Source organism: Bordetella sp., from assembly GCF_057362025.1.
This window is the reverse complement of the sequence record NZ_JBMQQZ010000066.1, coordinates 18,710-44,493: the sequence shown is the minus strand read 5'-3', so window position 1 is coordinate 44,493 and position 25,784 is coordinate 18,710. Positions and strand designations below refer to the sequence as shown.

General features: G+C 67.2%; 24 protein-coding genes. 11 read left to right on the top strand and 13 right to left on the bottom strand.

Annotation, left to right across the window (positions count from 1 at the left end; genetic code table 11):
* The first annotated feature begins 24 nt into the window (after nt 1–24).
* Together ACO1P8_RS12955 and ACO1P8_RS12950 are read left to right on the top strand one after the other, a co-directional pair.
* Nucleotides 25–834 carry an alpha/beta fold hydrolase gene (locus tag ACO1P8_RS12955; protein WP_486296291.1) on the top strand — a complete coding sequence of 270 codons (810 nt, stop codon included), beginning with the start codon at nt 25–27 and terminating at the stop codon, nt 832–834.
* 67 nt (nt 835–901) lie between these two features.
* Nucleotides 902–1,921 (top strand): isopenicillin N synthase family dioxygenase, encoded by a 1,020-nt coding sequence (locus ACO1P8_RS12950; protein WP_486296290.1) that lies wholly within the window; start codon nt 902–904, stop codon nt 1,919–1,921.
* 35 nt (nt 1,922–1,956) lie between these two features.
* Here ACO1P8_RS12950 and ACO1P8_RS12945 read toward each other — a convergent pair whose 3' ends face one another.
* The 6 genes from ACO1P8_RS12945 to ACO1P8_RS12920 form a co-directional block, all read right to left on the bottom strand.
* Nucleotides 1,957–2,988, bottom strand: coding sequence for a Bug family tripartite tricarboxylate transporter substrate binding protein (locus tag ACO1P8_RS12945; RefSeq protein WP_486296289.1), 1,032 nt, complete (start codon nt 2,986–2,988; stop codon nt 1,957–1,959).
* Between the two features lie 112 nt (nt 2,989–3,100).
* Nucleotides 3,101–4,429 carry a metal-dependent hydrolase family protein gene (locus tag ACO1P8_RS12940; RefSeq protein ID WP_486296288.1) on the bottom strand — a complete coding sequence of 443 codons (1,329 nt, stop codon included), beginning with the start codon at nt 4,427–4,429 and terminating at the stop codon, nt 3,101–3,103.
* Between the two features lie 145 nt (nt 4,430–4,574).
* Nucleotides 4,575–5,405, bottom strand: a complete 831-nt coding sequence (locus ACO1P8_RS12935) for an ABC transporter permease (RefSeq protein ID WP_486296287.1) — start codon at nt 5,403–5,405, stop codon at nt 4,575–4,577.
* Complete coding sequence (locus ACO1P8_RS12930; protein WP_486296286.1) at nt 5,389–6,330, bottom strand: ABC transporter permease; 942 nt, start codon at nt 6,328–6,330, stop codon at nt 5,389–5,391. Before ACO1P8_RS12930 ends, ACO1P8_RS12935 begins: the two co-directional genes overlap by 17 nt.
* The gene (locus ACO1P8_RS12925) at nt 6,327–7,478 is read right to left on the bottom strand and encodes an ABC transporter ATP-binding protein (RefSeq protein WP_486296285.1); all 1,152 of its coding nucleotides are present in this window, start codon (nt 7,476–7,478) and stop codon (nt 6,327–6,329) included. Before ACO1P8_RS12925 ends, ACO1P8_RS12930 begins: the two co-directional genes overlap by 4 nt.
* Nucleotides 7,479–7,573: 95 nt before the next feature.
* The gene (locus tag ACO1P8_RS12920) at nt 7,574–8,644 is read right to left on the bottom strand and encodes an alkene reductase (RefSeq protein WP_486296284.1); all 1,071 of its coding nucleotides are present in this window, start codon (nt 8,642–8,644) and stop codon (nt 7,574–7,576) included.
* A 105-nt stretch (nt 8,645–8,749) separates the two neighbouring features.
* Here ACO1P8_RS12920 and ACO1P8_RS12915 point away from each other — a divergent pair, with 105 nt between their 5' ends.
* Complete coding sequence (locus tag ACO1P8_RS12915) at nt 8,750–9,091, top strand: winged helix-turn-helix transcriptional regulator (RefSeq protein WP_486296283.1); 342 nt, start codon at nt 8,750–8,752, stop codon at nt 9,089–9,091.
* A gap of 124 nt (nt 9,092–9,215) precedes the next feature.
* On the opposite strand, the gene ACO1P8_RS12910 is transcribed toward ACO1P8_RS12915, so the two are convergent.
* Nucleotides 9,216–9,650, bottom strand: a complete 435-nt coding sequence (locus ACO1P8_RS12910) for a DoxX family protein (RefSeq protein ID WP_486296282.1) — start codon at nt 9,648–9,650, stop codon at nt 9,216–9,218.
* A gap of 179 nt (nt 9,651–9,829) precedes the next feature.
* On the opposite strand from ACO1P8_RS12910, the gene ACO1P8_RS12905 reads away from it, so the two are divergent.
* A complete protein-coding gene (locus tag ACO1P8_RS12905; protein ID WP_486296281.1) occupies nt 9,830–10,777 on the top strand; it encodes a LysR family transcriptional regulator in 948 nt (315 codons plus the stop codon).
* 17 nt (nt 10,778–10,794) lie between these two features.
* On the opposite strand, the gene ACO1P8_RS12900 is transcribed toward ACO1P8_RS12905, so the two are convergent.
* Together ACO1P8_RS12900 and tcuC are read right to left on the bottom strand one after the other, a co-directional pair.
* Complete coding sequence (locus tag ACO1P8_RS12900; protein ID WP_486296280.1) at nt 10,795–11,580, bottom strand: substrate-binding domain-containing protein; 786 nt, start codon at nt 11,578–11,580, stop codon at nt 10,795–10,797.
* A 111-nt stretch (nt 11,581–11,691) separates the two neighbouring features.
* Nucleotides 11,692–12,999 (bottom strand): tricarballylate/proton symporter TcuC, encoded by a 1,308-nt coding sequence (gene tcuC, locus ACO1P8_RS12895; protein WP_486296279.1) that lies wholly within the window; start codon nt 12,997–12,999, stop codon nt 11,692–11,694.
* Nucleotides 13,000–13,456: 457 nt separating this feature from the next.
* Between tcuC and ACO1P8_RS12890 the strand changes: the two genes are divergently transcribed.
* The 6 genes from ACO1P8_RS12890 to ACO1P8_RS12865 all read left to right on the top strand — a co-directional run bounded on the left by ACO1P8_RS12890 (nt 13,457) and on the right by ACO1P8_RS12865 (nt 21,065).
* On the top strand, nt 13,457–14,863 hold the full coding sequence (locus ACO1P8_RS12890) for an APC family permease (RefSeq protein WP_486296278.1): 1,407 nt from the start codon (nt 13,457–13,459) through the stop codon (nt 14,861–14,863).
* 7 nt (nt 14,864–14,870) lie between these two features.
* On the top strand, nt 14,871–15,059 hold the full coding sequence (locus ACO1P8_RS12885) for a hypothetical protein (RefSeq protein ID WP_486296277.1): 189 nt from the start codon (nt 14,871–14,873) through the stop codon (nt 15,057–15,059).
* A gap of 284 nt (nt 15,060–15,343) precedes the next feature.
* The gene (locus ACO1P8_RS12880; RefSeq protein WP_486296276.1) at nt 15,344–18,859 is read left to right on the top strand and encodes an autotransporter family protein; all 3,516 of its coding nucleotides are present in this window, start codon (nt 15,344–15,346) and stop codon (nt 18,857–18,859) included.
* A gap of 75 nt (nt 18,860–18,934) precedes the next feature.
* Nucleotides 18,935–19,690, top strand: a complete 756-nt coding sequence (locus tag ACO1P8_RS12875; protein WP_486296346.1) for a YoaK family protein — start codon at nt 18,935–18,937, stop codon at nt 19,688–19,690.
* A gap of 11 nt (nt 19,691–19,701) precedes the next feature.
* Complete coding sequence (locus ACO1P8_RS12870; RefSeq protein WP_486296275.1) at nt 19,702–20,586, top strand: DUF763 domain-containing protein; 885 nt, start codon at nt 19,702–19,704, stop codon at nt 20,584–20,586.
* Between the two features lie 2 nt (nt 20,587–20,588).
* Entirely contained in the window at nt 20,589–21,065 is a 477-nt protein-coding gene (locus ACO1P8_RS12865; RefSeq protein WP_486296274.1) for a DUF763 domain-containing protein, read from the top strand.
* 20 nt (nt 21,066–21,085) lie between these two features.
* Here ACO1P8_RS12865 and ACO1P8_RS12860 read toward each other — a convergent pair whose 3' ends face one another.
* Nucleotides 21,086–21,487, bottom strand: coding sequence for a hypothetical protein (locus ACO1P8_RS12860; RefSeq protein ID WP_486296273.1), 402 nt, complete (start codon nt 21,485–21,487; stop codon nt 21,086–21,088).
* Between the two features lie 107 nt (nt 21,488–21,594).
* Between ACO1P8_RS12860 and ACO1P8_RS12855 the strand changes: the two genes are divergently transcribed.
* The gene (locus ACO1P8_RS12855) at nt 21,595–22,668 is read left to right on the top strand and encodes a permease (RefSeq protein ID WP_486296272.1); all 1,074 of its coding nucleotides are present in this window, start codon (nt 21,595–21,597) and stop codon (nt 22,666–22,668) included.
* Between the two features lie 65 nt (nt 22,669–22,733).
* On the opposite strand, the gene ACO1P8_RS12850 is transcribed toward ACO1P8_RS12855, so the two are convergent.
* The 3 genes from ACO1P8_RS12850 to ACO1P8_RS12840 all read right to left on the bottom strand — a co-directional run bounded on the left by ACO1P8_RS12850 (nt 22,734) and on the right by ACO1P8_RS12840 (nt 25,781).
* Nucleotides 22,734–23,711 (bottom strand): Bug family tripartite tricarboxylate transporter substrate binding protein, encoded by a 978-nt coding sequence (locus tag ACO1P8_RS12850; protein WP_486296271.1) that lies wholly within the window; start codon nt 23,709–23,711, stop codon nt 22,734–22,736.
* Nucleotides 23,712–23,809: 98 nt separating this feature from the next.
* Nucleotides 23,810–24,892 (bottom strand): protein-glutamate methylesterase/protein-glutamine glutaminase, encoded by a 1,083-nt coding sequence (locus ACO1P8_RS12845; RefSeq protein WP_486296270.1) that lies wholly within the window; start codon nt 24,890–24,892, stop codon nt 23,810–23,812.
* 43 nt (nt 24,893–24,935) lie between these two features.
* Entirely contained in the window at nt 24,936–25,781 is an 846-nt protein-coding gene (locus ACO1P8_RS12840) for a CheR family methyltransferase (protein WP_486296269.1), read from the bottom strand.
* Nucleotides 25,782–25,784 lie beyond the last annotated feature (3 nt).

Here is a 25,784-nt window from a genome sequence, read left to right as displayed (position 1 = left end):
GCCAACTACACATACGGATCGAGCATGCCATTCATCACGGCCAACGGTATACGAACCTTCTTCCGCTGCGTGGGAGAAGGCCCCCCCCTGCTCCTGATTGCCGGCAACGGCATGGATCACAAGACCTTCGACGAACAGTTGCCGCTATTCGCCCGGGACTTCCAATGCATCGTCTACGACATGCGTGGCGTCGGGCAGAGCGATATTCCGGATGATGGCTACACCATCAAGGAAATGGCGTGGGATGCCCTCGCGCTGCTGGATGCGCTGGACATCCGCGCATGCCACATAGGCGGCTATTCGCTGGGGGGCGCCATCGCGCTGGAATGCGTGCTGGCGGCGCCGGAGCGCTTCAAGTCGCTGTCCCTGTACGCCAGCTACGATAGGCCGGACCCTTACCTGCGGCTGCGCTACGATCTGCTGATCAAGGTATTGGAAGAAACCACGCCAGAGATCTGGGCGCTGTTCAGCGCCTATTCCGCCTTTGGCGAGGCCTACGTCAACGCCAACGAAGCGAGCGTACGGCAGGAGATCGCCCGCCGGGTGGCGCGCGGAGCGCAGGACGATCCGCGCGCGACACGCGGCCTGATCGGGCACTATCGGGCGATCCTTTCGCACGACGTCGCCGACCGCATCGGCACTATAGAGACGCCGACCTGGATCGCCGCGGGCTCGGCGGACCATGTCATGCCGCCCCACTATGCGAAGCGCATGCACGCGGCGATCGCGGGTTCGCGCCTGGAGATCTTTCCCGACCGTCCGCATCGCTTATTGAATTTCCATGCCGAACCGTTCACCGCGCGCGCCCACGACTTCTTGCTGGAACACAGGTAGCGCGCGCCCGTTATGCGCAACGGCTCGATTCCCATCAACCGAAAGCAAGTACAAGAGGAACAGCACGATGACTACGACACTTTCCGCGGCGACCGAAGGCACACGCATCCCGCTGCTGGATCTGGCCGGCCTGCGGCATCCTGACATCGAAGTCCGCCGCCGGCTCGGGCGCGATCTGGCGGAGCTCTGTCGAACCGTCGGCTTTTTCTACATCGTCAACCACGGCGTGGATGTGGCGAAGATAGACGGCATGTTCGACCAGGCCAAACGCTTCTTCGCGCTGCCCGAACACGAGAAAGCCGCCCTGTCCATGACGGGCAACCCGCACTGGCGCGGCTATCTGCCCATAAGAATGCTGGGCAACGACGCCGAAATGAAGGGGAATATGCTGGAAAGCTTCCACATCTGGCAGGAACATGCCGACGACGACCCCGGGCTGCTCGCGAACAAGCCCCTGCATGGCCGGAATATCTGGCCGGCGGCATTACCCGGCCTGCGGCCCGCGGCACTGGCCTATGTCGCCGAGGTCACCGGGCTGGCAAAACAGATGATGCGGCTGGCCGCGCTGGGCCTGGACCTGCCCGAGGACACGTTCGTGCGTTATTTCGCACACCCGATGTCGCTGCTGCGCCTGATCCACTACCCGCCGCAGCAGCCCGCGGATCCGGCCGACATCTACGGCACCCGGCCGCACACCGATAACGGCGCGTTCACGCTGTTGGCCCAGGACCAGACCGGCGGGCTGGAAATCATGGGTCCGGACGGCGACTGGATTCCGGTGCCGCCCGTTCCCGGCAGCTTCGTGATCAACCTGGGCGAAATGATGAAGGTCTGGACCAACGGCCTGTTCCGGGCTACGCCGCACCGGGTCATCAACAAGTTCGGCAAGGATCGCTATTCCATACCGTTCTTCCTGAATCCGGACTACGACCATGTGGTCGCGCCGGTGCTGCAAGGCGAGGCAGGCGCGGTCGAACCTGTGTTCCATACCACCGTCGGCCGCGACGAAGCCGCGACGTGCGGCGAAATCCTGACGCGGCTGTACCGGCGCATATGGCCGTCGGCGCTGGAAGGCCAGATCAAATAGGCGGGAAAAGGCGCCCCCGGCGTGGGGGCGCCGCGTTATGGCTGGCGGGCGCGCAGATTCTGTTCGTCCGCGATCGCGCGATAGCGCGAAGTTTCCTGCTTGAGCTTGGCGGCGAAGGCGTCGGGCGTGCTGGCCACCACATCGATGCCCATCTCCGTGAGTTTTGCCTGGGCTTCCGGCCGGCGCAGCGTCGCCGCGATGCCCTTGTTCAAGGCAGCGACGATCGACGGAGGCGTATTGGCGGGCGCAAGAAACCCGTACCAGGCCGACTCCTCCAGCTCGCCCAGTCCGGATTCGCCCAGGGTGGGCACGGCGGGCGTCATCGCGGTACGGGCCTTGGTAATGGTGGCGAGCAGCTTGATCCGCTTATCCTGCATCTGCTGCAATGCCGAAGGCAGATTCATCATGCCCAGTTGCACCTGGTCGCCCATGACGCCCAGCATGATCTCCGCCTGCCCCCTGAAAGGCACCTCCAGGAACTCGACGTGGGCGCGCTTGGCCAACTGCACCAGGACGAACTGGCTTTGGCTGCCCAGGCCGCTGGTCCCGAAGCTGATCTTCCGTCCGGACTTGCGCGCCTGGTCGAACAGTTCGCCCATGGATCCCGCCGGCGAACCCGCGGGGGCAATGAAGGCATACGGCGTGGTGCCGACCAGGATAATGGGCGCCAGGTCCTTCAAGGTATCGAAAGGCAGGTCGTCCCTGACCGCCGGCGTCGTGGTCAAGCCATTGGCCTGCAGCAGTATGGTGTAGCCGTCCGGGTGGGCTCGCACTACCGTCGTGGTGCCGATGATCCCCGCGGCGCCGGAGCGATTTTCCACGAATACTGCCTTGTAGTCGGAGACCTCGGGCAAGGTGGCGGCCACCAATCGCGCCAGGGAATCTATGGTGGAGCCCGCCGAAAAAGGAACAACGATGCGCAAGGGCTTTTCCGCGTGCGCGGCAGCGCCATAAAACGCGAACAGCGCGGCGGCCAGCAACTTCGATGTGCCCCGCTTGATACAGGACAACGGCGACACAGGACGCGATGGGGGGTATGGCGGGGGGTACGACACAGGCTTCGACATGACAGGCTCCAATGGCTGGAACATCGACAAGCGGCGTACCGGAGAGTCGCGGCTTCCGCTGGAATGAAACACCCGCGACCCTCGCGGCCGCGGGGATGGCGATCGGCGGCGGTCAGGCAGCGCGCCGCAACATCGCCGTCGACACCGCAAATCCGCGTTCGTGCGCCATGCGCCGGCGTTCCGGGGGCGACGCATGGCGCTGCACCAGCTCGCCTCCTTTATAGATCGCGCGGATGCGCTTGCGGTCCGCGAGTACGCCTATATTGATCAGGGGATCTCCGTCGACAATCAGGAAATCGGCCCACCGCCCCGGCGCCAGCGCGCCGACCTGATCGTCCCACCCCAGCGCCCTGGCGTTGTTGGCCGTGGCGGCAACAATGGCGTCCATCGGGCGCATGCCGAGCAACTCGACCATCAACTCCATTTCGCGCGTGTGCCATTCGCCGTAAGGGGTGACCGCGAAGCCAGCTTCGGACCCCATCATCATCGGGATGCCCGCTTCGATGCACCTGGTGTGGATCCTGACCAGGGCATCCAGCTCTCGGCGCTTGTGCTCGATATAGTTGGGATCCACCCCCACATCCTTGCCGTGCTGCACGATGTTGGCGGTGAACGTCATGGTCGGACAAATGGGAATGCCCAGGTCGCGCACCATGCCGACATCTTCCGCTTTCATGTAGGAAGCGTGAATGAGCCAGTCCACGCCGGCCTGCGCCGCCATCGCGACCGTGGCGGCATAGCGCGCATGGATGGTGACCTTGCGGCCCAGCTGGTGCGACATGTCCACGATGGCCGACATCTCGTCCCTGGTAAGGCACGGCCCCGCTTCCAGGTTGGATTCCTGCGCCTGGCTGTCGCCGCTGATCTTCACCACGTCGACACGGTTCTTGACCTGCCGCCGTACCTCTTGCCGCATCTCGTCCCGGTTGTGGCACAAAACGCCTTCGGCAGAGACGGGCATGCCGAGCCAGCTGGGAAAATAATCGGCGAAACCGCCATCCGCGCTGATATGGCGGCCGCCGGCCGCGATCCGCGGGCCGGGATACATGCCATTCAGTATCGCATCGCGACAGGTCACCGCCACATTCCAGGTGGAACCCGGATCGCAGATGGTCGTCACCCCACTCTGCAGCACCTTGCCGGCATTCCACACGGCGCGCACGGCGGCCCACTCGGCGCCGCCGTAGACATCGACTTCCTCCGCCGCCCTGCCCTCGCCATAGGAAATATGGCAATGGGTATCGATCAGCCCCGGCATGATGGTGGCGCCCCGCGTGTCTACCGCTTCGTCCGCGGGAGCTTCGGCGGCGACGGGGCGCGCGTTGCCCTGCCAGACCGCTGCCACCCTGCCGTCGACGACGCGCATACTGCCGTTTTCAATGGCCGGGCCACCGGTGCCATCGATCAGGGTGCCCCCCAGGAAGTCGAGGATCTTCGCCATGTCGTTCCCTTTAGCTCTCAATGTTGAATAGCTTCATCGCGTTGCCGGCGACCGCCTTGGAGCGATTGTCCAGCGGCATGTCGCCGAAGCGCTTGCCCAGTGCACCGATACGGCGAATTATATGCCTTATTGGTATGCCAATCAACTATGCCTTTGTACCGATGAATCTTTCCATTCCGATGGTTCGCTCGACCAGCAACACGCCACCGATCGCCATCAGGATGAGCAGCGACGACACCGCGGATACGGTCGGGTCCAGGTTGAATTCCATGTATTGGTAGATCGCGATGGGCAGTGTTCCGGTGCCCGGCGCGATAAGGAATATCGTCATCGCGAAGTCGTCGAACGACATGACGAAGGCGAACAGCGCGCCGGCGAAAAGACCCGGCCGTATCAGCGGCAAGGTCACATGCCGGAAGGTATCCCACGGGCGCGCGCGCAAGCTGGCCGCGGCGTCGTCCATTTGCCGGTCGTAGCGGCGCAGCGCCGCCAGCACGGAGCGGAAGCTATAGGGAAAGGTGATGATCACGTGTCCCAGGGCGATGGCCAGGTAGCCCGGATCCAGCCCGATGCGGTTGATGAAGGCGAGCAGCGCCAGGCCCGTCACGACCAGCGGCAGCAGGATGGGCGACATCAGCAGCGGTTCGAGCACAGGCGCCATTCGCATCCGGTACTTCCAGATTCCATATGCCGCCAGCGTTCCGGTCAGCACGGAGGCCGGCGTGACGATCGCCGCGATGGCCAGGCTGGCAAGAAAGCTGGAGGTGAACTCGTCCCTGGCGAAGATATTCGCGTACCAGCGCAACGACAGTTCGATAGGCGGGATCGTGGTGTACGCATGCGCGCCGAATGACGAGACGACCACCAGCAGAATCGGCACCAGCAGCAATAGCAGCGCGCTGGCGCGCAGGGCCCAGACCACGCAAAAGCCTGCCGGACGCCTGCACCGGCGGATGCCATCAAGATGTCTGCGCATGTTGTTTCCTTGTCAGCCGCCCGGCGACATACAGGCAAGCCATGGTGAAAACCAGGGCCAGCGCGCTCAGCGCCGCCGCGACGGGCATGCCGCCGCCAAACATCGCGCGGTCATAGATGGCATTGGCGATCATGCGGACGGCGCCGCCGCCCAGCAGCAAGGGCGTGGCGAACGCCGTGCCCGCCAGCACGAAGGCAAGCGTGCCGGCCGCCGCGATGCCCGGCATCAACAGCGGCAGCGTCACGCGGAAGAACGTCGTGACCTCGTCGGCGCCCAGGTTCTGGGCGGCTTCCTCCAGCGTGCGGTCATAGCGGCGGAAGCCGGCCGCCAGCGTAAAGATGACGAACGGCAGGACGAAGTACACCAATCCTATGGCCACGCTGGCTTCGTTGCGGATCAATGGCAGGAAGTCGCTTTCCGGCAGGATCCCCAGGCCATGCAACAGGCGGTTGATCAGGCCGGTGTTCCCCAGCACCAGGGTCAGCGCATACAGCCTCACGATCAGGCTGGTCATGAAGGGAATCGCCACCAGCATGATCAGCGCCGTGCGCACCCGCGCGCTGGGGCTGCGCACGATCCAGTACGCGACCGGCAGTCCCAGGACCAGGCTGCCCAGCGTGGCGATGGCCGAAAGGCGGAACGTGGTGGAAATCGCGGCCAGGTACAAGGGATTCGACAACGCTTGCGCATAGACGCGCAGGGTCGGCCCGCCTGTCAGCTCGCCGCCCATGGTCCCTTGCGCGTACAGGCTGAACCCCAGCAGCGCCGCGATGGCGGCGATGAATACGGCGAATATTCCCAGCGCGGGCAGCACCAGCAACCATCCCCGCAGGGCCCATGGCGCGGTAGTCCTGCCCGCCTTTGCCGGCGCACTGGCCTGGCGCGGCGGCGCGCCCGCCGCGGCGGTATGTCCGGGCGGCGTCATGGGCGGACCGCCTGTACGGTATTGCAGGGCCACTGCAGGACGACGGTCTCTCCCAAAGGGAAATCATCCACGTCCGCGCCGACCGGCGGCCTGGCCGTGAGTTCACTGGCGCCCACGTCCACGCGCAGCTCCAGATGTGAACCCATATAACAGCGATGGACGATCCGGCCGGATACCTGGGACACGGGTCCGCCATCGCCCTCGATCGAAGCGCTGCGGCCGGCGGCGCCGGCGTGGAACACCCGTATGCTTTCAGGCCGGATAAGCAGCAGGGAGGCCCGTTCGAGATCCGCCGCGCCGGACTGGACCGGGATGGCCTGCCCCCAACAGGTCTTGAACATGGGCAAGCCGCCCTGCACACCGACGTACTCCGCACCCACGATGTTGGCGGCGCCGACGAATCCCGCGACGAACTGGTCGACGGGATGCAGGTAGATCTCTCCCGGCGTGCCGATCTGGCGTATTCCGCCGTCGGCCATGACGATGACGCGATCGGACATGGCCAGGGCTTCGTCCTGGCTGTGCGTCACCGACACCGCGGTCACGCACAGCCTCTTCAGCAGCGCCGTCAGTTCCACCCGCATCTCGGCGCGCAGGCGCGGGTCCAGATTGGACATGGGTTCGTCCAGCAGCAGCAGCGACGGCCGCATCGCCAACGCCCGCGCGATCGCCACGCGCTGCTGCTGTCCGCCGGATAGTTCATGCGGGTAGCGCGCGGCGTACTGGCTCAGCCGCACATGCGTCAAAGACTCCTGGATACGTTCTGCGATCTGGCCCGCGGGCACCCGCATCATGCGCGGTCCGAACGCCAGGTTCTCCGCCACCGTCATGTGGGGAAACAGCGCATAGTTCTGGAACACCAGTCCCACGTCGCGCCGGTACGGCGGTACATCGGCCATGGACTCGCCCTGCAGGCGGATCTCGCCCCGGCTCGCCGGCACGAACCCCGCGATGGTCCGCAGCAGCGACGTCTTGCCGCTACCGCTCGGTCCCAGCAGGGTAATGAATTCGCCTTTGTGGACGGTGAAAGACGCGTCCGAGACGATGGTGGCGTGTCCGTAGCGGATTTCCACGTCTCGAACGCTGAGCACTTCGTCGCTCGCGGGCGCGGCGGCAGCCGGCCCTGCCGCGAAGGCAGCCGTAGTCATGATTACTTCCCCCTGGAATCCGGCATCCTGTATTGGTATGCCGTTTATATATCCCAATGTGGGAAGCCATGTCAACAGTACCCGGGGTAGCGCCCTCAGGCGGCCTGGGCCTCCAGCAGCGGATAATCCGTATATCCCACCGGGCTGCAATGCTCCAGGTCGTAGATCGTCGCGGTGTCCACGGCATTCAACGGCGCCTGGCGCCGCAGCCTTTCAACCAGGTCCGGGTTGGCGATATAGGCCTTGCCGAACGCCACGGCATCGGCCTCGCCGCGCGCGAGGACAGCGGCCGCCGAATCCGCATCGTAGCCGTCGTTGGCGATGCACACGCCGCCGAATTCGCGCTTCATCATCGAGAACAGGGCGCCATCGCCTGCCGTTTCGCGGATGAAGAGAAAGCCCAGGCCACGCTCGCCCATCGCACGGGCGACATGGCCGAAAGTCCGGGCGGGATCGCTTTCCGTGACCGAGTACGAAGGCGATCGCGGTGCCAGGTGCAGGCCCACGCGTTGCGGATCCCACACTTCCAGTACGGCATCGACGACTTCGAGCATAAGGCGGGCGCGGTTTTCCACGCTGCCGCCATAGGCATCCGTGCGGCGGTTGGAGCCATCCTGAAGGAACTGGTCCAGCAGGTAGCCATTGGCGCCGTGGATCGTCACGCCGTCGAAGCCGGCGGCCTTGGCGTTGCGGGCGGCCTGGCGGAAGGCATCGATGATGCCGGGGATTTCGTCCAGTGCGAGTTCGCGCGGCTCGACATACGGTTGTTTCGGCCGCAGCAGACTGACGTGGCCTTGCGGGGCGATGGCGCTGGGCGCCACCGGCTGGCGCCCCTGCAGCAGCAGAGGATGCGAGACCCGGCCGACATGCCACAGCTGCGCGGCGATGCGGCCGCCCGCGCGGTGCACGGCTTCGGTGATCTGCTTCCAGCCCTGGATCTGCGCGTCGCTCCAGATCCCCGGCACGTTGGGATAGCCGACGCCGTCGTCCCTGACGGGAGTGCCTTCGGTAATGATCAGTCCGGCCGATGCCCGCTGCTCGTAGTACCGCGCCATCAGGGGGGTCGGGACGCCGCCGGGCGCGCGCAACCGCGTCAGCGGCGCCATGACGATACGGTTGGGCAGGTGCAGGTCGCCGATGGATAAGGGATCGAAAAGCGTCGTCATGAAATACCCCATGTGCGCCGGGGGTGGCACATTGTTTAATGTTGAAACCATGACGATAGTACCCAGCAGGGTTTAAAATTGCAACCGTCAAATGGGGGCAAGAACATGCGGCGCAAGCGTTTAACCCAGGATCCGTGCCCGATCGCCCGGTCGCTGGATGTGATCGGCGATTGGTGGAGCCTGCTGATCGTGCGGGAAGCGCTGTCCGGAACCTGCCGCTTCAGCGATTTCCAGCAGCGCCTGGGACTGGCCAGGAACATCCTCAGCACGCGGCTGCGCAACCTGGTGGAAGAAGGCGTGCTCGAAACCCGCCCCTCGCCCGGCCGCTGCGACCACAACGAATACCACCTGACCGACAAAGGCCGGCGGTTGCAGCCGGTGCTGCGGGCGCTTTACACCTGGGGCAAGGAGAACCTGTTCGCGGCCGACGAAGCGGCGGCGGAATGAACCGCGCCAGCCGTTCCACGGCTGGCGCCAGGTTGCCCATAGCGCCCCTTCCCGTGGCGATCCGCCAGGACCGTGCGCGAGGGTTCGGCGACGGTGGCGGTCCGCCCGGCCCGGACGCCGGGGATCAGCGCGCGCGCCGGTCGATGCTGTACGCGCCGGCACCGTGCAGGACGACCTGCAGCAGGCCGCCCGCGATGGCCAGGTTCTTCAGGAAATTGACCTGCTGGCCGGCATCGCCCAGGGCGCTATGGAACACCAGGGCGGTCACGACGGTGAAGACGGCCAGGATGGCGGCGACCAGGCGCGCGCGGTAGCCGAGGACCAGCAGCACACCGCCGCCCACTTCGACGATCACGGCGACGACATAGCTGAGCGTGGGAAACGGCAGGCCCGCGGACGCGATATAGGCCATCGTGCCGGCGGGCGCGGCCAGCTTGCCGACGCCGGCGATCAGGAACAGCGCGGCGAGCAGGATGCGGCTGACCAGGGACGCGGCCCCGCCCTGGCGGGCGGCGGGCGCGGCGGCGTTGGCAGTGGTATAGGCGGTTGGGGTACTCATGACGGATCTCCGGGATGGCAACGGTGCGCCGCATCGCCAGCGGGCCGGACCATGCCGGCCGGACACGTGGCGGACGCCGCGCAGGATCGGGAAGAAAACATGCGCGAAGGTTAGAGGGTTGCTGACCCCTCCGTGAAGCCTATATATTTCGATCAGACCCATCTGATATATAGATACCTATGCTTGAAGCCATTTCCCTGGACCAACTGCGCACCTTCGTGGCGGCGGCCGAAACCGGCAGCTTCTCCGCGGCGGGGCGGCAATTGCGCCGCGCCCAATCCGTGGTCAGCCACACGCTGGCCAACCTGGAGGCGCAAACCGGCGTCAAGCTCTTCGACCGCGCGGGCCGCTATCCGGTGCTGACGGATGCCGGGCGCGCGCTGCTGCAGGAAGCCCGCGGCGTCCTGCAGGGGATGAATGCGTTCAAGGCCAAGGCGAAATCCATGTCGGACGGATTGGAACCGGAGCTGACGGCCGTCATCGATGTCATGTATCCCATGCAGGCGCTTACCAAGGCGGTGGGCGGGTTTCGCGTCGCGTTTCCCCACACGCCGCTGCGCCTGTACGTGGAAGCGCTGGGTGGCGTGGCCAAGCCCGTCCTGGACGGCACATGCGCCCTGGGCGTCATCGGCTCCCTGCCCACCATACCCAACGCACTACAGGCCGAAATGCTGCTGGACGTGCCCATGGTGAAGGTAGTGGCGCCGTCGCATCCGCTGGCTTCGGTGCAAGGCGAGATCACCCTGCAGGAGCTCTCCAGGCATGTACAACTGGTACTGACCGACCGGACCGACCTGACCGATGGCAACAGCTACGGCGTTTTTTCGCCGTTGACGTGGCGGCTGGCCGATATGGGCGCCAAGCACGCCTTTCTATGCGCCGGCTTCGGCTGGGGTCACATGCCCCTGGCCATGGTGCAGGCACAGATCCTTAGCGGCGAGCTGGTGGCGCTGACGCGCGAAAGCGCCGACTGCCGGGTGCCGCCGATAGCGGTGCAGGCCGTGTACCGGCATGACAACCCGCCGGGCCCGGCGGGACGCTGGTTTTTGGAACAGCTGAAGGACGGCAGCCGCGCCTGCCCGACCACGTTGACCGAAGTCTCCCGCACCGGCAAGGATGGGGGATAGGCGCGGCGCCGCGGCGCTTACTTCTTCGTGACAGGGTCCAGGCCGGTCTGCCGCACGATGGCCTGCGCCTGCGGCGATGCCAGGAATTTCAGCAGCTCGGCCGCCTCCTTGGGATGGGTCGAACCGGCCGGCACGCCGCCCGCGAAGCGCGTGATCGACTGCACCGAATCCGGCACCTTGCCGACGAAGGTTACGCCGGGCACGGGCAGCAGTTCGGCCACCTGCTGGAAACCCACTTCATACTTGCCGTTGGCCACCTGCGAGGCCACGGGAACCTTGGGCACCATCGTCGCCTTGGATTTGACCTGTTCCTCGATGCCCAGTTTCTTGAACATTTCCTTTTCGATGTAGACGCCGCTGGCGCTATCCGAATAGGCGATGGACTTCGCGCCCAGCAGGGCCTTGCGCAGCCCCTCGACGGTGGAAATATCCGGCTTGGGCTGGCCTTCCCGCACCACCATGCCGATGGGCGAATCGGCCAGTTCGACGCGCGAGGACTTGGCGACCTTGCCTTCCTTGATCAGGTCGTCCAGGGCATAGCCGACCATGATGACCACGTCCGCCGGCTCGTGCCGTGCCAGCCGATTGGGGATGGCTTCGTGGGATTTGCCCATGGAGGGCCCATGCTCGGTGACCAGCTTATTGCCGGTGGCGGCGGCGAATTGCGGGCCCAGCTTGTCGTAGGCGGCGGAAAAGCCGCCCGAGATCAGAACGTGCAGTTCCGCCGCCCGTACCGGCGCGTAAGCCAGCGATGAGGCGAGCAGCGAACCGGCCAGGGCCAGGGTGCGAATGGGATATCTCATAGTCTCCTCGATAGCCGAGAGTGGAAGAAAAAAAGGCGCCGGCGCTGTCTGGTGCCGGCCGTCAAGGACATTTCCCAAGGGGGCGGCCGGCACCCGCGCTTCGGTGCGATATTACGTCTGCGCGGCCATGCGCGCGGCGGCGCCGCCGCGCGCATAAAGCGTCAGCGTCGCGCAGAACCCGCAGAGCGCGGCGAACGTCATCCAGTAGCCGGGCGCCGCGCGGTCGCCCGTCACGTGGATCAGCGCCGTGGAAATCTCCGGCGTGAAACCGCCGAATATCGCGGTGGCCAGGCTGTACGCCACGGAAAAGCCGGCCACGCGTACCGATGCCGGCATCACTTCGGTCAGCGCCACCACCATCGCGCCGTTGTAGACGGCGTACAGGAAGGACAGCCACAGCAGCACGATCAGCATCTTGGTGAACGTCGGCCCGTTCGCCAGGAATGTCAGGGTGGGATACGCCGTCACGATGGCCAGGGCCGTCATGGTCAGCAACACCGGCTTGCGGCCGATGCGGTCCGAAATGGCCCCGCCGATGGGCAGCCAGATAAAGTTCGAGACGCCGACGCAAAGCGTGACGAGCAGGCTGTCGGAGGTGCTCAGGTGCAGGACAGTCTTGCCAAAGGTGGGGGCATACACCGTGATCAGGTAGAAGGCGGTGGTGGTCATCGCCACCATCAGCGCGCCGCCCACCATCAGCTTCCAGTTCGCCGCCAGCGCGATCCACGATTCACGCAGGCCGGGGCGATGGCTGCGCGCCTTGAAGGCCTGGGTTTCCTCCAGGCGGCGGCGCAGCACGAAGATGAACGGAATGATCATGCAGCCGACGAAGAAAGGAATGCGCCAGCCCCAGGCCGCGATGGTGGTGGTATCCATCCAGCGGTTCAGGCCGAAGCCCAGCGCCGCCGCGACCACGATGGAAATCTGCTGGCTGCCGGATTGCCAGCTGGTGTAGAACCCTTTGCGGCCCGGCGTCGCCATTTCGGCCAGGTACACCGACACGCCGCCCAGTTCCGCGCCGGCGGAAAAGCCCTGCAACAGCCGGCCCAGCAGGACCAGCAGCGGCGCGGCGGGGCCGATGGCCGCGTGCCCCGGTACGAAAGCAATCAGGATGGTCCCGCTGGCCATCAGCGACAACGTGACGATCAGGCCCTTGCGCCGTCCCACCCGGTCGATATAGGCGCCCAGCACGATCGCGCCCAGCGGCCGCATGAGGAAGCCCGCGCCGAAGACGGCGAAGGTCTGCATCAAAGAGGCGAACTGGCTGCTGGCGGGGAAGAATACGGCGGCAATCTGCGTCGCATAAAAGCCGAAGAGGAAGAAATCGAACTGCTCGAGGAAATTGCCGGCCGTCACACGCACGACCATGCGCGCGAGGGTAAAAGCGGAAGGCCTTTCCGCCGACAGGGTTTGCTGCATGCTTTCGGTCCTTTCAGGAATGCAAGGCGCCCCACGCCTATCGGCCAGCAGAACCCTGGAAGGAATCGATGGAAAGCAACCGCGCCGCGCCGGACGGACCGGACACGACGCGCGCGTGCGCATTACCTTCACTCGCCGCAAGGACAGTGCAATGGGGCACGCCACCGGGCCACTGCCCGGACCATCACAGCCAACACGTTAGCCCGCCGACCTGACCGGTGTCTTAATACCACCGCACGGCGAGCGTCGTTCAATGGGGAGGCCTGACCGGGGCCGCGCCGCGCCCGTATCGCCCGGGCCTCCGCCTCGCGCGGCCCGGCATCTGTATCGGTCGCGGCCCGGGCATGCCACGCAGCATCGGCGCCACTCCCTGCCGATCTGTACCGCCCGGGCCCGCCACTTGCTCATGCCTGGGCAGGCGCGGCCGGCGCCGGCATGAACACACGGGGGAGAAGCGATGTCCACGAGCCAGTCATCCATACAACAGGCACCGGGCGCCGATACGCCGCTCGCGCGCGTCATGGGACCGAAGCTGCTGCTGCTGTTCATCGTCGGCGACATCCTCGGCACGGGCATCTATGCGTTGACCGGGCAGGTGGCCCACGAGGTCGGAGGCGCGGCCTGGCTGCCCTTCCTGGTCGCCTTCGTCGTGGCCCTGCTGACCGCCCTGTCGTATCTGGAGCTGGTAACCAAGTATCCCCAGGCCGCCGGTGCCGCGCTGTATGTGCACAAAGCCTTCGGCGTGCATTTCCTTACCTTCATCGTCTGTTTCACCGTCATGTGTTCGGGCCTGACCTCGGCGGCCACGGCTTCGCGCGCTTTCGCCGCCAATCTCTTCGCCGCGATCGGCGTGGACGCCGGCGGCGATGCGGTTACCTGGGGCGCGCTGGGCTTTTTGGGACTGGTGATGCTGTTGAACCTGCGTGGCGCGGCGCACAGCGTCAAAGCCAACGTCGTCCTGACCTTGATCGAACTCAGCGGCCTTCTGATGGTGATCCTGCTGGGCTTCTGGGCCATCGGCGGTGGCCAGGCGGATTTCTCGCGGGCGATCGCTTTCGATACGCCGGAGGACAAAAGCGTTTTCCTGGCGGTGACTTCCGCTACCACCCTCGCCTTCTTCGCCATGGTGGGATTCGAGGATTCCGTCAACATGGCGGAAGAAACCCACGCGCCGCACCGCATCTTCCCCAAAGTCATGCTGACCGGCCTGGGCCTGACGGCGGCGATCTATGTCCTGGTTTCCATCTGCGCCGTCGCGCTGGTGCCCGTGGGCGAGCTGGCCGCCAGCAATACCCCGCTGGTGCTGGTGGTGCAGCGCGCCGCGCCCAACCTGCCCACCGACCAGATCATGCCGGTGATCTCCATGTTCGCGGTGGCGAACTCGGCGCTGATCAACATGATGATGGCCAGCCGCCTGCTCTATGGCATGGCGAACCAGGGCGTGCTGCCGGCCTTCCTGTCGCGGGTACACGAGCGCACACGCACGCCGTGGGCCGCCATCCTGTTCACCACGGCGATCGGGCTGGGCCTGACCTGGCTGGTGTCGCGCGTGGAATCGCAGGCGATCCGGGCGCTGGGCGGCACCACCGCACTACTGCTACTGGGCGTGTTCGCGTTCGTGAACGTGGCGGTGCTGGTACTGCGGCGCGACCGCGTCGGTCACGAGCATTTCCGCGTACGGACCGTGGTCCCGTGGCTGGGTGCCGCGACCTGCCTGTTCCTGGTCACGCCGCTGACGGGGCGGGACCCCGTGCAATATCAGGTGGCGGGCTGGCTGCTGCTGCTGGGCGTGGGCATGTGGGGCCTGACCCTGCTGACGCGTCGCCACGGCGCCATGCGCCTGGATCCGGAGAAGCTGGAATAAGTTTTGCGTGCTGCTGGTGTCCTACATTGTGAACGCCAGGGACCGCCAGCTGTTTTCGGTACTGGCCACCGTCGCGGCGGCGGGCCGCGAGAGTAGCCTGCAGGCGGCGACGACCCGCACCTGGCCCGATCGCACTTCGGACGAAATCACGACGGAAGGCGCCTCTCGCTTCGGACCAATCCCGTGCACCGACTGAGGCAACCTCGGATCGAATTACCGGTGCGGCTGCGCGACACACCGTGCCGGGCGTACTGGCCATAGGACTACGCCTGATTTTTGATGCAACACACCTAGGATTCAGGCTGATTTTTACCTTCCATAAGTCCTACGTCGCAGCGGACTTCTAGACTCCGCTCCTACTACGGCATGGGCGTTCATCATGGCCGCCCGCCATTCCCCGCACATGACGTCCGGATACGCGCCTGCACGGCGCGTGTCGGTGTACGTTCGCGCGCCTGTTTGCCTCGGTGGAGCGTCTCCATGATCAGAGTCCATCTTGCAGTGCCGCTGCTGGCGGTCCAACTGGCGGCCGCCGATGTTGCCGCCGAACAGACGGCCCGGCGGCAAGCCGCGGTTTTCGGCTATGCCTGGTCCGGCACGGGCGGCGATTTCGATATCCCGGCGGCGGGCGACTTCGCCACCATCCCGCTCGCGCTGTCCGGTCCCGGCGGTCTGCGCAAATGGGGCAACGGGGAGCTGCGCCTGCATGGCGCGAACACTTACACCGGCGGCACGCATATCGCGAACGGCATCGTGCGTGTCGGCGATGGCGGCGTGAAGGGAAGCATCGCCGGCCACATTCTGAACGACGGCCTGCTGGAGTTCGATCGCGCCGATGATGTCACCTTCCGCGGCCACATCGACGGGCGCGGGGCGGTCCATTATCTGGGCACCGGCACGATGACGCTGACCGAAGATCACACCTACACCGGCATCACGGTGCTGACCGGCGGCAGGTTGCGATTGGGCAATGGCGGCACCGCCGGTTCACTGGCGCGCGACATCTACAACGATGGCGCGGAATTGGTTTTCGACCGGCGCGACACGCTGCGGGTGCCGCAGGGCCTGCACGGCTACGGCAGCCTCGTGCAGGCGGGCACGGGCACCGTGGTCCTGAGCGGTCCCAACAGCCACAGGGGCCGCGTGGAGGTCCGGCGCGGCACGCTGGTACTGGAAGGAGACCAACGCCGGATGACCGGGCGGCTGGCCGTATTGTCCGGCGCGACGCTGGCGGGCAGCGGCGAGGTGGGAAGCAAGGTGACCGTCGAGGACGGGGCGACGTTGGCGGCGGAACGGCCCGGCCACGCGTTGGCAATGGATAGCCTGACGCTGCGTCCCGGCTCGGTGCTGCGCGTCAGGCTGGACGATGCGGCGACGCCACGCCGGCCGCGTCTCGACGTGCGCCACGACCTAATCCTGGACGGTAGCGTCCATATCGCCGGCAGCGGCGAGCCCGGACTCCATCGGCTGATCGGGTATGGCGGGACCTTGATCGACAATACGCTGGAGATCGCGTCGGTGCCGTCCGGCACGCGCCGCGAAGCCTGGCATGTACGCACGGCACGCGCGGGAAGGATAGACCTGCTGCATGACGGCGACCGCCCCGTGCGCTTCTGGCACGCCGGCACCGACGGCAAGGAGGATGGGAAGGACAACCGTTGGCGCGCGAACGGCGGCCGGGCATGGTCGACCGATGACAAGGGTGCCGAGGCGTCGTGGACGGCCGGCGCGCTGGCGGTTTTCGGCGGACGCGGCGGCACGGTGAGCGTCGACGACAGCGCGGGAACCGTGCGTTTTTCCGGCGCGCAGTTCATCGCGGACGGCTATGTCATCGGCGGAACCGGTACGCTGGCGACGGACGCGACGGAAACCGTTCTGCGCGTAGGCGGAGACGGTGACGACGACGGCGATGGCGGTGGCGGTGGCGGTGGCGGTGGCGGTGGCAATCATGGCGGCAGCGTTAACGACACGAACAGCGGCGCTGGCGGCACCGATACAAGCAAGGCCAGCCGCAACGGCAAAGGACGCGGCAACAGCAACAGCAGAAGCAACAGCACCATGCGCGCCACAATAGCTGCGGATATCGTCGGCTCGGGCACTCTCGTCAAAACCGATCCCGGCACGCTGGCCCTGCACGGCCACAATCGCCATACCGGCGGCACGACATTGCGGAACGGAACACTGGAAATCCGCGACGACCGCAACCTGGGCGCCGCCCAGGGGCCGTTGACGTTCGATGGCGGCGCGTTGCGTGCCACCGCCGATGTCACGGCGGCGCGACCGGTCACGGTGCGGCCGCGCGGCGGCAGCGTGGACACAGGCCCGCATACCATGCGTTGGGCGGGCGCCTATACGGGCACCGGCGCGTTGGCGAAAACAGGGCGGGGTACGCTGGAATTGGCCGGCGTCAATACGGCCACGGGCGACATCGCCGTCGCCACCGGCGTGCTGCGCGCCGCCGCGGCACACGCGCTGGGACCTTCGATGCGCATCGCCGTGGCCGCTGGCGCGACGCTGGATACGGCCGGCCTGCCGCAGACCGTCGCCGGGCTGGAGAATGCCGGCACCGTCGTCCTGGGACCGCCGCCGGGCGTAGCGCCCGCGGCTTCCCCGCCCGCCAACACGCTGGTCGTACGCGGCGACTACATCGGCCGCGGCGGCGTGGTGCGCCTGCGTACCGCGCTGGGCGACAGCGATAGCCCGACCGATCGGCTGGTGATCGATGGTGGCCGCGCCGGCGGCCGCACCCATCTTGCCATCGTCAATACCGGCGGCCTGGGCGCGCGCACCCTGGGCGATGGCATCGAAGTGGTACGCGCGGTCAACGGCGCCACGACCACGGCCCAGACCACGCGCGACGCATTCGACCTGCAGGGCGGCCACATCGATGCCGGCGCCTACGAATACCGCCTGTATCCGGGCGACGCGAACGGCCGCGGCGAAAGCTGGTATCTGCGATCCACCGCGCCGGCGGCGGCGCCGGGCCATGCGGAAGGCCGCGCGGCCATCCTGGCGACGGCTGCCGGCCGCCCCAGCTACCGCCCGGAGACCGCCTTGTACGCGGCCCTGCCGGCCATGCTGGCGCAGGCCGACCTCGCGATGCTGGGCAGCCTGCATCGCCGGCAAGGCGGCGATATGACGGCGGCCTCGCCGGAGCCGGGCGCGTCGCGGCGCCGGGCCTGGGGCCGCGCGATCGACCAGGGCACACATATCCGCCAGCAAGGCACGGTCGCCCCGCGCAGCGACGGCTGGACGTCGGGCGCGCAGCTCGGCAGCGATCTGTATGCCGGCATCCATCATCGCGTCGGGCTCTACGGCGGCACGCTGGGCTGGCGGCACCGCGTCCATGGCGATGCCGGCGGCGTCCCGGACCGGTACGTCGGCAGACTGCAGGGGCGATCCCATTACCTGGGCGCCTACTGGACCTACACCGCGGATACGGGCTGGTACGCTGACATGGTCGTGCAGCACGGTTACCAACGCGGCAAGGGCGCCGCCATCAATGGCAACCGCGCGGATATCCACGCGCGCGGCACGCTGGTGTCCCTGGAATCCGGCAGGCCCCTGCGGCTGAGCAGCCGCTGGACGGCCGAACCCCAGGCGCAGATCGTCGCCGCGCGCCGGCATATCGATGACGTCAGCCTGCCCGCCGCCACGGTGCGCCAACATCCCGGCAACAGCGCCACCGGCCGCCTGGGATTGCGGTTAAGGGGCGACTACAGCGGCCGGCACGGGCAGGCGTGGCCCTATGCGCGCCTGGATTTCCTCCACGGCCTGGCGGGCACCGACGCGCAGTCCATCAAGGGGCCGGGCGGCACCGCCCGCATCGGCGAGGGGCGCGGCCATACCTCGGCCGAACTCGCCGCCGGCGGTACCTGGGCGATCAACCGCCACGTCGGGCTGTACGGGGAATATGGCCGCCAGCTGCCCCTGGCCGGGCGCCAACGGGTGCGTGCCGGACACGCGATATCGGCGGGCTTGCGCATCGCCTGGTAGACCCCAGGAAAGAGACCGGGCACGGGCGCGAGTAGAATGCCCGCTCAGGCGCATTTCGATCCTTTTTCCGCCGCCATGCCCGTGCACTACCTACGTGCGTTGACCAGCCCCGGACGCACTACCGAAAACAACCGGCGGCTGGGACGTTCCCTGGCCTTCGTGGCCGGTGCGGCCAACGCCGGCGGATTTCTCGCCGTGGGCCAGTACACCTCCCACATGACCGGCATCGTTTCCGCGCTGGCGGACCACGCCGTGCTGGGCGAGATCGCCCTGGTGGTCGCGGGACTGAGCGCGCTGCTGGCGTTCATGGTCGGCGCGGCCGTCTCCGCCGTCCTGATCAACTGGGGCCGGCGGCGCCGCGCGCACAGCGAATACGCCATGCCCTTGATGCTGGAAGCGGCGCTGCTGCTCGTCTTCGGCCTGCTGGGCGCGCACCTGGAGCAGCAACGCATGTTTTTCGTCCCGGCCACGGTCGGGCTGCTGTGTTTCATCATGGGCCTGCAGAACGCCATCATCACCAAGATCTCGAAAGCCGAAATCCGCACCACGCACATGACGGGCATCGTCACCGATATCGGCATCGAAATCGGCAAGCTGATGTACTGGAACCTGCGCGACGGCGCGCCGGAGGACAGCCGGGTGCTGGCCAACCGGCCGCGGCTGCGGCTGCTGGGCTCGCTGCTCGGCATGTTCCTGCTGGGCGGCCTGGCCGGTGCGCTCGGATTCAAGCACATGGGATTCATCGCCACGGTGCCCCTGTCGGCGATGCTGCTCGTGCTGGCCATCGTGCCGGTATTCGACGACATCGCCGCACTGGGCCGGCGGCCCTAGGGGCGGCACGCATGCGTCGGGCGGGCAGCGCGGATCTTCCCTTGCATGGCGGCCGGGTGCCGGCCTGGCTGGGCGCGCGCATGACACGCCTGGGCGCGGTGATCGCGCAGGCCATCGTCCACCACTACGGGCGCGACGAATTCCTGCGGCGGCTGGCGCATCCTTTCTGGTTCCAGTCCTTCGGCGCCGTCATGGGCATGGATTGGCATTCCTCCGGCATCACCACCAGCGTGATCGGCGCGCTCAAGCGCGGCCTGGCGCCCTTGTCGGGCGAACTGGGCATCCATGTCTGCGGCGGGCGCGGCAACCATTCGCGCAGAACGCCGCAGGAATTGGCGCAGGTCGCCGATCGGGTCGGCGTGGACGGCGATGCGCTGGCGCGCGCCAGCCGCCTGGTGGCCAAGGTGGACAGCGCGGCGGTGCAGGATGGCTTCGACCTCTACCTGCATGGCTTCTTCGTGACCGACGACGGCAAATGGACAGTGGTGCAGCAGGGCATGAACGGCGACAGCCGCCTGGCCCGGCGCTATCACTGGCTGTCCGAGGACCTGCGCAGCTTCGTCGACGCGCCTCACAGCGCCATCGACGGTCCCAACCAGGGGCGCATCGTCAACCTGACCGACCACCGCGCCGCCGCGTCCCGCGAAGGTCAGGTCATCCTGCTGCGCGACCGGGGTCCCGATTTCATCGTCGAACAGGCCGGTGCGCTGGCCGCGTCCCGGCCCGATGTGGACGTTGGCGACGTGCCGGCGCCGCGCCCGCGCGGATCGGCCCGGAAACCCGCCTTGCGCGACGGCGGCCCGGCGGCAACCGACGTCGCCGCGCCGGCGCAGGGGCAGCTCGCGCTGCCGCATCTCGTCATGCCGGCGCACCACGACGTCCGGCCCAAGATGTGAACATGCGCCGCCTGCACGGGGCCTTGGCGGCCGCCGCGGAATGCGGCCCGACGGATTTCGCGGAACTGCTGCTGGTGCCCGGCGTGGGCGCGCGCACGGTACGCTCGCTGGCGCTGGTAGCCGAGGTCGTGCATGGCGCGCCCTGCCGCTTCGCCGATCCGGCGCGGTTTTCCATGGCGCATGGCGGCAAGGACCGGCACCCGTATTCCGTGCCGCTGGCCGTCTACGATCGCACCATCGGCGTCATGAAGACCGCCGTCAGCCAGGCCCGGCTGGGCAACGAGGAAAAGCTCGACGCGCTCAAGCGCCTGGACCGCCAGGCGCGCCGGCTGGAACGCAGCGCGAACGGGCCGGCGCTGCCGGACTTCATCGAACAGGAGCGCCACGATTCGCCCGGCTATGCCGGCCGCAGTGTGTTCGGCTGGGAAGCGCGGGCGCGGGTCGTCCCTGACGATGGCGGCAGCGGCGACGGCCCGTAGCCGCGCCGGACGCGGGCAGGTCAGGTGTCGCGCAGCAGATCGTGGGAATTCAGGATGTCGTAGGCGATGTCCGGGCGTGCATCCAGACAGCGCCGCACCGCCGCCGGGATGCTTTTGCGCGTCAGCCGGCACAAGCCCGGGCATGCTTCCAGATGGATATCGAAGCCGCGCACCGTCCGCACCTCGTTGGCGCTGGGAACGATATGCAGCCTGATGCCCAACTGCGCCTGGATGCGCTCGCCCAGGTGCATCAGGTCGGCCAGATCGCGCGCGGCCTCGATACGCGCGACCAGCCGCTTTTCTTCCTGCTTGGTCAACCGCAGGACACGGACGTCGCCCTGGGGATCGCAAAGCAGGCGTTCGCGATCGCAGACGCAGGCGCCCGGCGGGCATTCTTCACGGATGGGGAACGGCAGGTTCATGGCGGCAAGCGGAATAGCGCCCGACATCATAGTTCCTTTGCCGCCGCCGTAAAATGGCGTCCGGCTGGCGCTTCCGCCGTCGCGATCTCCCCAATTCCACACCCACGATGAAATCCGCGCTCGATACCCGACGTTCCGTCAACCCCGCCTTGGGCATCGCAGTTTTCCTGCTGATCGCCGTCGCCGGGTTGTTCTATGTGAAGTGGTCTCCCTACTACAACCGAGCCTGGGTGGCCGCCGACAGCCATTCCATCGGCAATTCGATCCTGATGGGCACCGCCGACACCCCGCCGCCGCCCTCCCTGGGCGCCGCGCTCGATTACGCCCTGGCCTACGGCAAGGCCATCTGGCAGGCCATGGTGCTGGGCCTGCTGCTGGGTTCGGCGGTGCAGGCCCTGCTGCCGCGCCGCTGGATCGCCCGCGCGCTGGGCGGCACCGGCCTGGGCAGCGTGGTCGCTGGCGGCCTGATGTCCCTGCCCGGCATGATGTGCACCTGCTGTGCCGCGCCGGTGGTGGCCGGGCTGCGCAAATGCCAGGCGGCGCCGGGCAGCGCCGTCGCGTTCTGGCTGGGGAATTCGGTGCTGAACCCCGCCACGCTGGTTTTCATGGGCTTCGTGCTGGGCTGGCAATGGTCGGCGCTGCGGCTGGCGCTGGGCGTCGTCCTGGTGTTCGGGCTGGGCTGGCTGCTCAATCGCATGAGCGCCGCGTCGGGCCGGACGGTGGACGCCGGGCCTATACAGACCCTCAGCGCGCAGGAGGCAGCCGCCGAGGAAGATCGGCCCTTCAAGCGCTGGGCCGCGATTTTCGCGCGCATGACGCTGCGCCTGGTGCCCGAATACATCGTGCTGGTGCTCCTGTTGGGCGCGGCCCGCGCCTGGCTGTTCCCGCACATCAGCGCCGACGTCGACAACCATCTGTGGTGGATCGCGGGCCTGGCGGTGGCCGGCGCGTTGTTCGTCATTCCCACCGCGGGCGAAGTCCCCATCATCCAGGCGATGCTGGCACTGGGCATGGCGGCCGGCCCGGCCGCCGCGCTGTTGATGACGCTTCCGCCCATCAGCCTGCCTTCGCTGGCAATGCTGACGGGTTCGTTCCGCCGCGTGGAACTGGCGACGGTGTTCATCGGCGTGGTCGCGACCGGCCTGATCGCGGCCGGGGTGGCCATCGCGCTGGGGTTCTAGCGCCTTCGCGGCGCATGGCGGACGGCGCCACGGCCGCTTATGCGGCGACCGTGGCGGCCGCCCGCTTACTCCACGGAGATATTGTGGTCCCGCGCCACCTGCTTCCAGGTCTTGGCATCCCGCTGCACCAGTTCGGCGAACTGCGTTACGGACAGGTCCGACGGCACGGCGCTTTCGGCGGCGAACATATCGCGCATCCGGGGTTCCGCCACGATCGCCCGGACGTCTTCGTTCAGTTTGCGCACCATGGCCTCGGGCAGCCCGGCGGGCCCCAGCAAGCCCCACCACAGCTGCACGGCGTAGCCGGGCACGGCATCGGCCGCCGGCGGCAGGTCCGGATAGAACGGCGAGCGCTGCGGCGAGGTCACGGCCAGAACGCGCACGCGGCCGCTTTTCAGCATGGCCGATATCGAAGCGAAACTGGCGACGATCATATCGACCCGTTCGCCCGCCAGGTCGTTCATGGCGGGCGACATACCCTTGTAGGGCACGTGCATGAAGGACACCTTGGCCATGCCCGCCAGGATTTCGCTGGCCATCTGGTTGATCGAGCCGATGCCGGCGCTGCCGTAGGTCAGCTTGCCGGGCTGCTTGCGTGCGTCATCCAGCAGCGCGGCCAGGCTGTCGTACTTCGAGGCCTTGCCCACCGTAATCGCCATCGGACTGGAGGCCAGCATCGCGATCGGGCTGAAGTCCTTGATCACGTCGTACTGCAGCTTGGGCTGCACCGCCGCGTTGGTCGTGAAGGTGGAGGAGCTGAGCATGAGCACCGAGCCGTCCTTCGGCGCGCGGGCCACGTAGTCGGCGCCGATGGCGCCGCCCGCACCGGGCCGGTTTTCGACGATGACGGAATTGTGCAGTCGGGCCGACAGCTTCTCGGCCAGCACGCGGGCGAACACGTCGTTGCTGCCCCCGGGCGGGAATGGCACGACCACCGTCATGGTCTTGGGAAAGACAGGCTCGCCCTGCGCCTGGGTGGCGACAGGATGCGCGGCCAACAGGCCGCATGCCAGCGTAGCGGCCGGCAGTGCGAAACGTTTCATGGGGCGGAGTCTCCGTTGGATGCGGGCCGTCGTGGCGGCGCCGTCGGTGGGTTTGCTTGGATACTAGGGGGATGGGCCAGAGAAGGCAAGCCGCGCGGCTAGCGCGGCGCGACGGCCTGGATCTCGCGGGCGATCGCCGACAAGGGAACCGTGCGCTCCACCCCACCCCGCTTGATCGCTTCTTTCGGCATGCCGAAGACCACGCAACTGCTCTCGTCCTGCGCCAGCGTGCGCGCGCCGGCCTGGCGCATCTCCAGCATGCCGGCGGCGCCGTCGTCGCCCATACCGGTCATGATGATCCCCAGCGCGTTGGCGCCCGCGTGCCGCGCCACCGACCGGAAAAGCACGTCCACCGATGGCCGGTGCCGGTTCACCAGGGGACCGTCGCGCACCTCGACGAAATACTGCGCGCCGCTGCGCTTGAGCAGCATGTGCCTGCCGCCCGGCGCGATCAGCGCGCGCCCCGGCACCACGCGGTCGTTGTTCTGCGCTTCCCTCACGGAAATCTGGCATATCCCGTCGAGCCGCGCCGCGAACGCCGCCGTGAATTTCTCAGGCATGTGCTGCACGATGACCAGGCCCGGGCACACGCGCGGCAATGCGGTCAGGACATCCTCCAGCGCCTGCGTGCCGCCGGTGGAGGTACCGATGGCCACCAGCCGTTCGGTGGTCTGCAGCACGGGGCGGTGATCGGCCGGCGGCAGCACGGCGTCGGCGTTGTGGCGGGGGGTGGGTACGGGCGGCGCCGATGCCGGACCGGCGTGCGGCCGGGACCGCACCCGCGCCCCGGCCGCCGCGCGCACCGTGGCGATGAGCTCGCTGGCGCTATCGGCCAGGAACTGCTTCAGGCCGAGCTTGGGCTTGGTCACGACCGCCACCGCGCCGGCGGCCAGCGCTTCCACGGTGACGCGCGCACCTTTTTCCGTCAGCGTCGAGCAGATCACCACCGGCGTCGGCCTTTCCTGCATGATCTTGCGCAGGAAGGTCAATCCGTCCATGCGTGGCATCTCGATGTCCAGCACGATCACGTCGGGCCAGGCCTGCTTCATGCGCTCGCTGGCCAGTATCGGGTCGGCGGCGGCGTGCAGCACTTCGATGCCGGGGGCTTCCGACAGCAGTCCCGCCAGCACCTGGCGCACCACGGCGGAGTCGTCGACGACCATGACTTTGATGGATGGCATAGGGCACCAGGAAAACGGGGGTTGCGCTTGGGGCGGGCCGGCCTCAAGGCTTGCGGTAGACGGAAGGCATGACGCTGCTGACCGCATTGGTCACGCCATGCAGGCTTTCCGAATGGCCGATGCACAGATGGCCACCCGGCTTGAGCAGGCCCAGCACCCGCTCGACGACCTTGCGCTTGGTATCGCCGTCGAAATAGATCATGACGTTGCGCAGGAAGATGACATCGAACCGGCCCAGGTCCGGCAGCGGCGCGTTCAGGTTCGCGTGCAGGAAACGCACATGGGCACGCAGGGCGCGGTCCACCAGCAGCGTGCCCGCGTGCGGGCCGGTGCCTTTCAGGCAATAGCGCTTGCGATAGGCGTCCGGCATCTGCCGCGCGCGCTGTTCCGAATAATGACCGCTACGCGCGCGCTCCAGCACCCGCGTGCTGATATCGGTGCCGACGACCTCGAAGGCGGGCGGCACGCCCACGGGCCGCGCCGCCGTTTCGCCTGCCCACAGGCAATCGGCCAATACCATGGCGGCCGTATAGGCCTCCTCGCCGGAGGAACTGGCGGCGCTCCAGACGCGGAAAGGCGTCTTCGGGCGACGGCCGTCCGGGCCGGGCTCGGCGGCCAGGCGCCGCAGTACATCGAAATGCCGGGGCTCGCGGAAGAAATAGGTTTCGTTGGTGGTCAGCAGATCGATGGCGATCTGCGTTTCCGCCGCGCCGCCGTCGCTTTGCAACAGGGAAAAATAGTCGCCATAGCTGTCAATGCCACGGGCATGCAGGCGCTTGGACAAGCGGCCGGAAACCAGCGCCTTCTTGGCGTCCGATAGCGTGATACCGGCAGCCTCGTGGATGAAGCGCTGGAACTGGGCGAACTCTTTATCGTTGATCGGCTGCATGGC

Excerpts from the sequence above, each read along its gene's own strand:
- ACO1P8_RS12955 (WP_486296291.1), top strand. The coding sequence starts at position 25 with ATGCCATTCATCACGGCCAACGGTATACGAACCTTCTTCCGCTGCGTG.
- ACO1P8_RS12950 (WP_486296290.1), top strand. The coding sequence starts at position 902 with ATGACTACGACACTTTCCGCGGCGACCGAAGGCACACGCATCCCGCTG.
- ACO1P8_RS12945 (WP_486296289.1), bottom strand. The coding sequence starts at position 2,988 with ATGTCGAAGCCTGTGTCGTACCCCCCGCCATACCCCCCATCGCGTCCT.
- ACO1P8_RS12940 (WP_486296288.1), bottom strand. The coding sequence starts at position 4,429 with ATGGCGAAGATCCTCGACTTCCTGGGGGGCACCCTGATCGATGGCACC.
- ACO1P8_RS12935 (WP_486296287.1), bottom strand. The coding sequence starts at position 5,405 with ATGCGCAGACATCTTGATGGCATCCGCCGGTGCAGGCGTCCGGCAGGC.
- ACO1P8_RS12930 (WP_486296286.1), bottom strand. The coding sequence starts at position 6,330 with ATGACGCCGCCCGGACATACCGCCGCGGCGGGCGCGCCGCCGCGCCAG.
- ACO1P8_RS12925 (WP_486296285.1), bottom strand. The coding sequence starts at position 7,478 with ATGACTACGGCTGCCTTCGCGGCAGGGCCGGCTGCCGCCGCGCCCGCG.
- ACO1P8_RS12920 (WP_486296284.1), bottom strand. The coding sequence starts at position 8,644 with ATGACGACGCTTTTCGATCCCTTATCCATCGGCGACCTGCACCTGCCC.
- ACO1P8_RS12915 (WP_486296283.1), top strand. The coding sequence starts at position 8,750 with ATGCGGCGCAAGCGTTTAACCCAGGATCCGTGCCCGATCGCCCGGTCG.
- ACO1P8_RS12910 (WP_486296282.1), bottom strand. The coding sequence starts at position 9,650 with ATGAGTACCCCAACCGCCTATACCACTGCCAACGCCGCCGCGCCCGCC.
- ACO1P8_RS12905 (WP_486296281.1), top strand. The coding sequence starts at position 9,830 with ATGCTTGAAGCCATTTCCCTGGACCAACTGCGCACCTTCGTGGCGGCG.
- ACO1P8_RS12900 (WP_486296280.1), bottom strand. The coding sequence starts at position 11,580 with ATGAGATATCCCATTCGCACCCTGGCCCTGGCCGGTTCGCTGCTCGCC.
- tcuC (WP_486296279.1), bottom strand. The coding sequence starts at position 12,999 with ATGCAGCAAACCCTGTCGGCGGAAAGGCCTTCCGCTTTTACCCTCGCG.
- ACO1P8_RS12890 (WP_486296278.1), top strand. The coding sequence starts at position 13,457 with ATGTCCACGAGCCAGTCATCCATACAACAGGCACCGGGCGCCGATACG.
- ACO1P8_RS12880 (WP_486296276.1), top strand. The coding sequence starts at position 15,344 with ATGATCAGAGTCCATCTTGCAGTGCCGCTGCTGGCGGTCCAACTGGCG.
- ACO1P8_RS12875 (WP_486296346.1), top strand. The coding sequence starts at position 18,935 with ATGCCCGTGCACTACCTACGTGCGTTGACCAGCCCCGGACGCACTACC.
- ACO1P8_RS12870 (WP_486296275.1), top strand. The coding sequence starts at position 19,702 with ATGCGTCGGGCGGGCAGCGCGGATCTTCCCTTGCATGGCGGCCGGGTG.
- ACO1P8_RS12865 (WP_486296274.1), top strand. The coding sequence starts at position 20,589 with ATGCGCCGCCTGCACGGGGCCTTGGCGGCCGCCGCGGAATGCGGCCCG.
- ACO1P8_RS12860 (WP_486296273.1), bottom strand. The coding sequence starts at position 21,487 with ATGAACCTGCCGTTCCCCATCCGTGAAGAATGCCCGCCGGGCGCCTGC.
- ACO1P8_RS12855 (WP_486296272.1), top strand. The coding sequence starts at position 21,595 with ATGAAATCCGCGCTCGATACCCGACGTTCCGTCAACCCCGCCTTGGGC.
- ACO1P8_RS12850 (WP_486296271.1), bottom strand. The coding sequence starts at position 23,711 with ATGAAACGTTTCGCACTGCCGGCCGCTACGCTGGCATGCGGCCTGTTG.
- ACO1P8_RS12845 (WP_486296270.1), bottom strand. The coding sequence starts at position 24,892 with ATGCCATCCATCAAAGTCATGGTCGTCGACGACTCCGCCGTGGTGCGC.
- ACO1P8_RS12840 (WP_486296269.1), bottom strand. The coding sequence starts at position 25,781 with ATGCAGCCGATCAACGATAAAGAGTTCGCCCAGTTCCAGCGCTTCATC.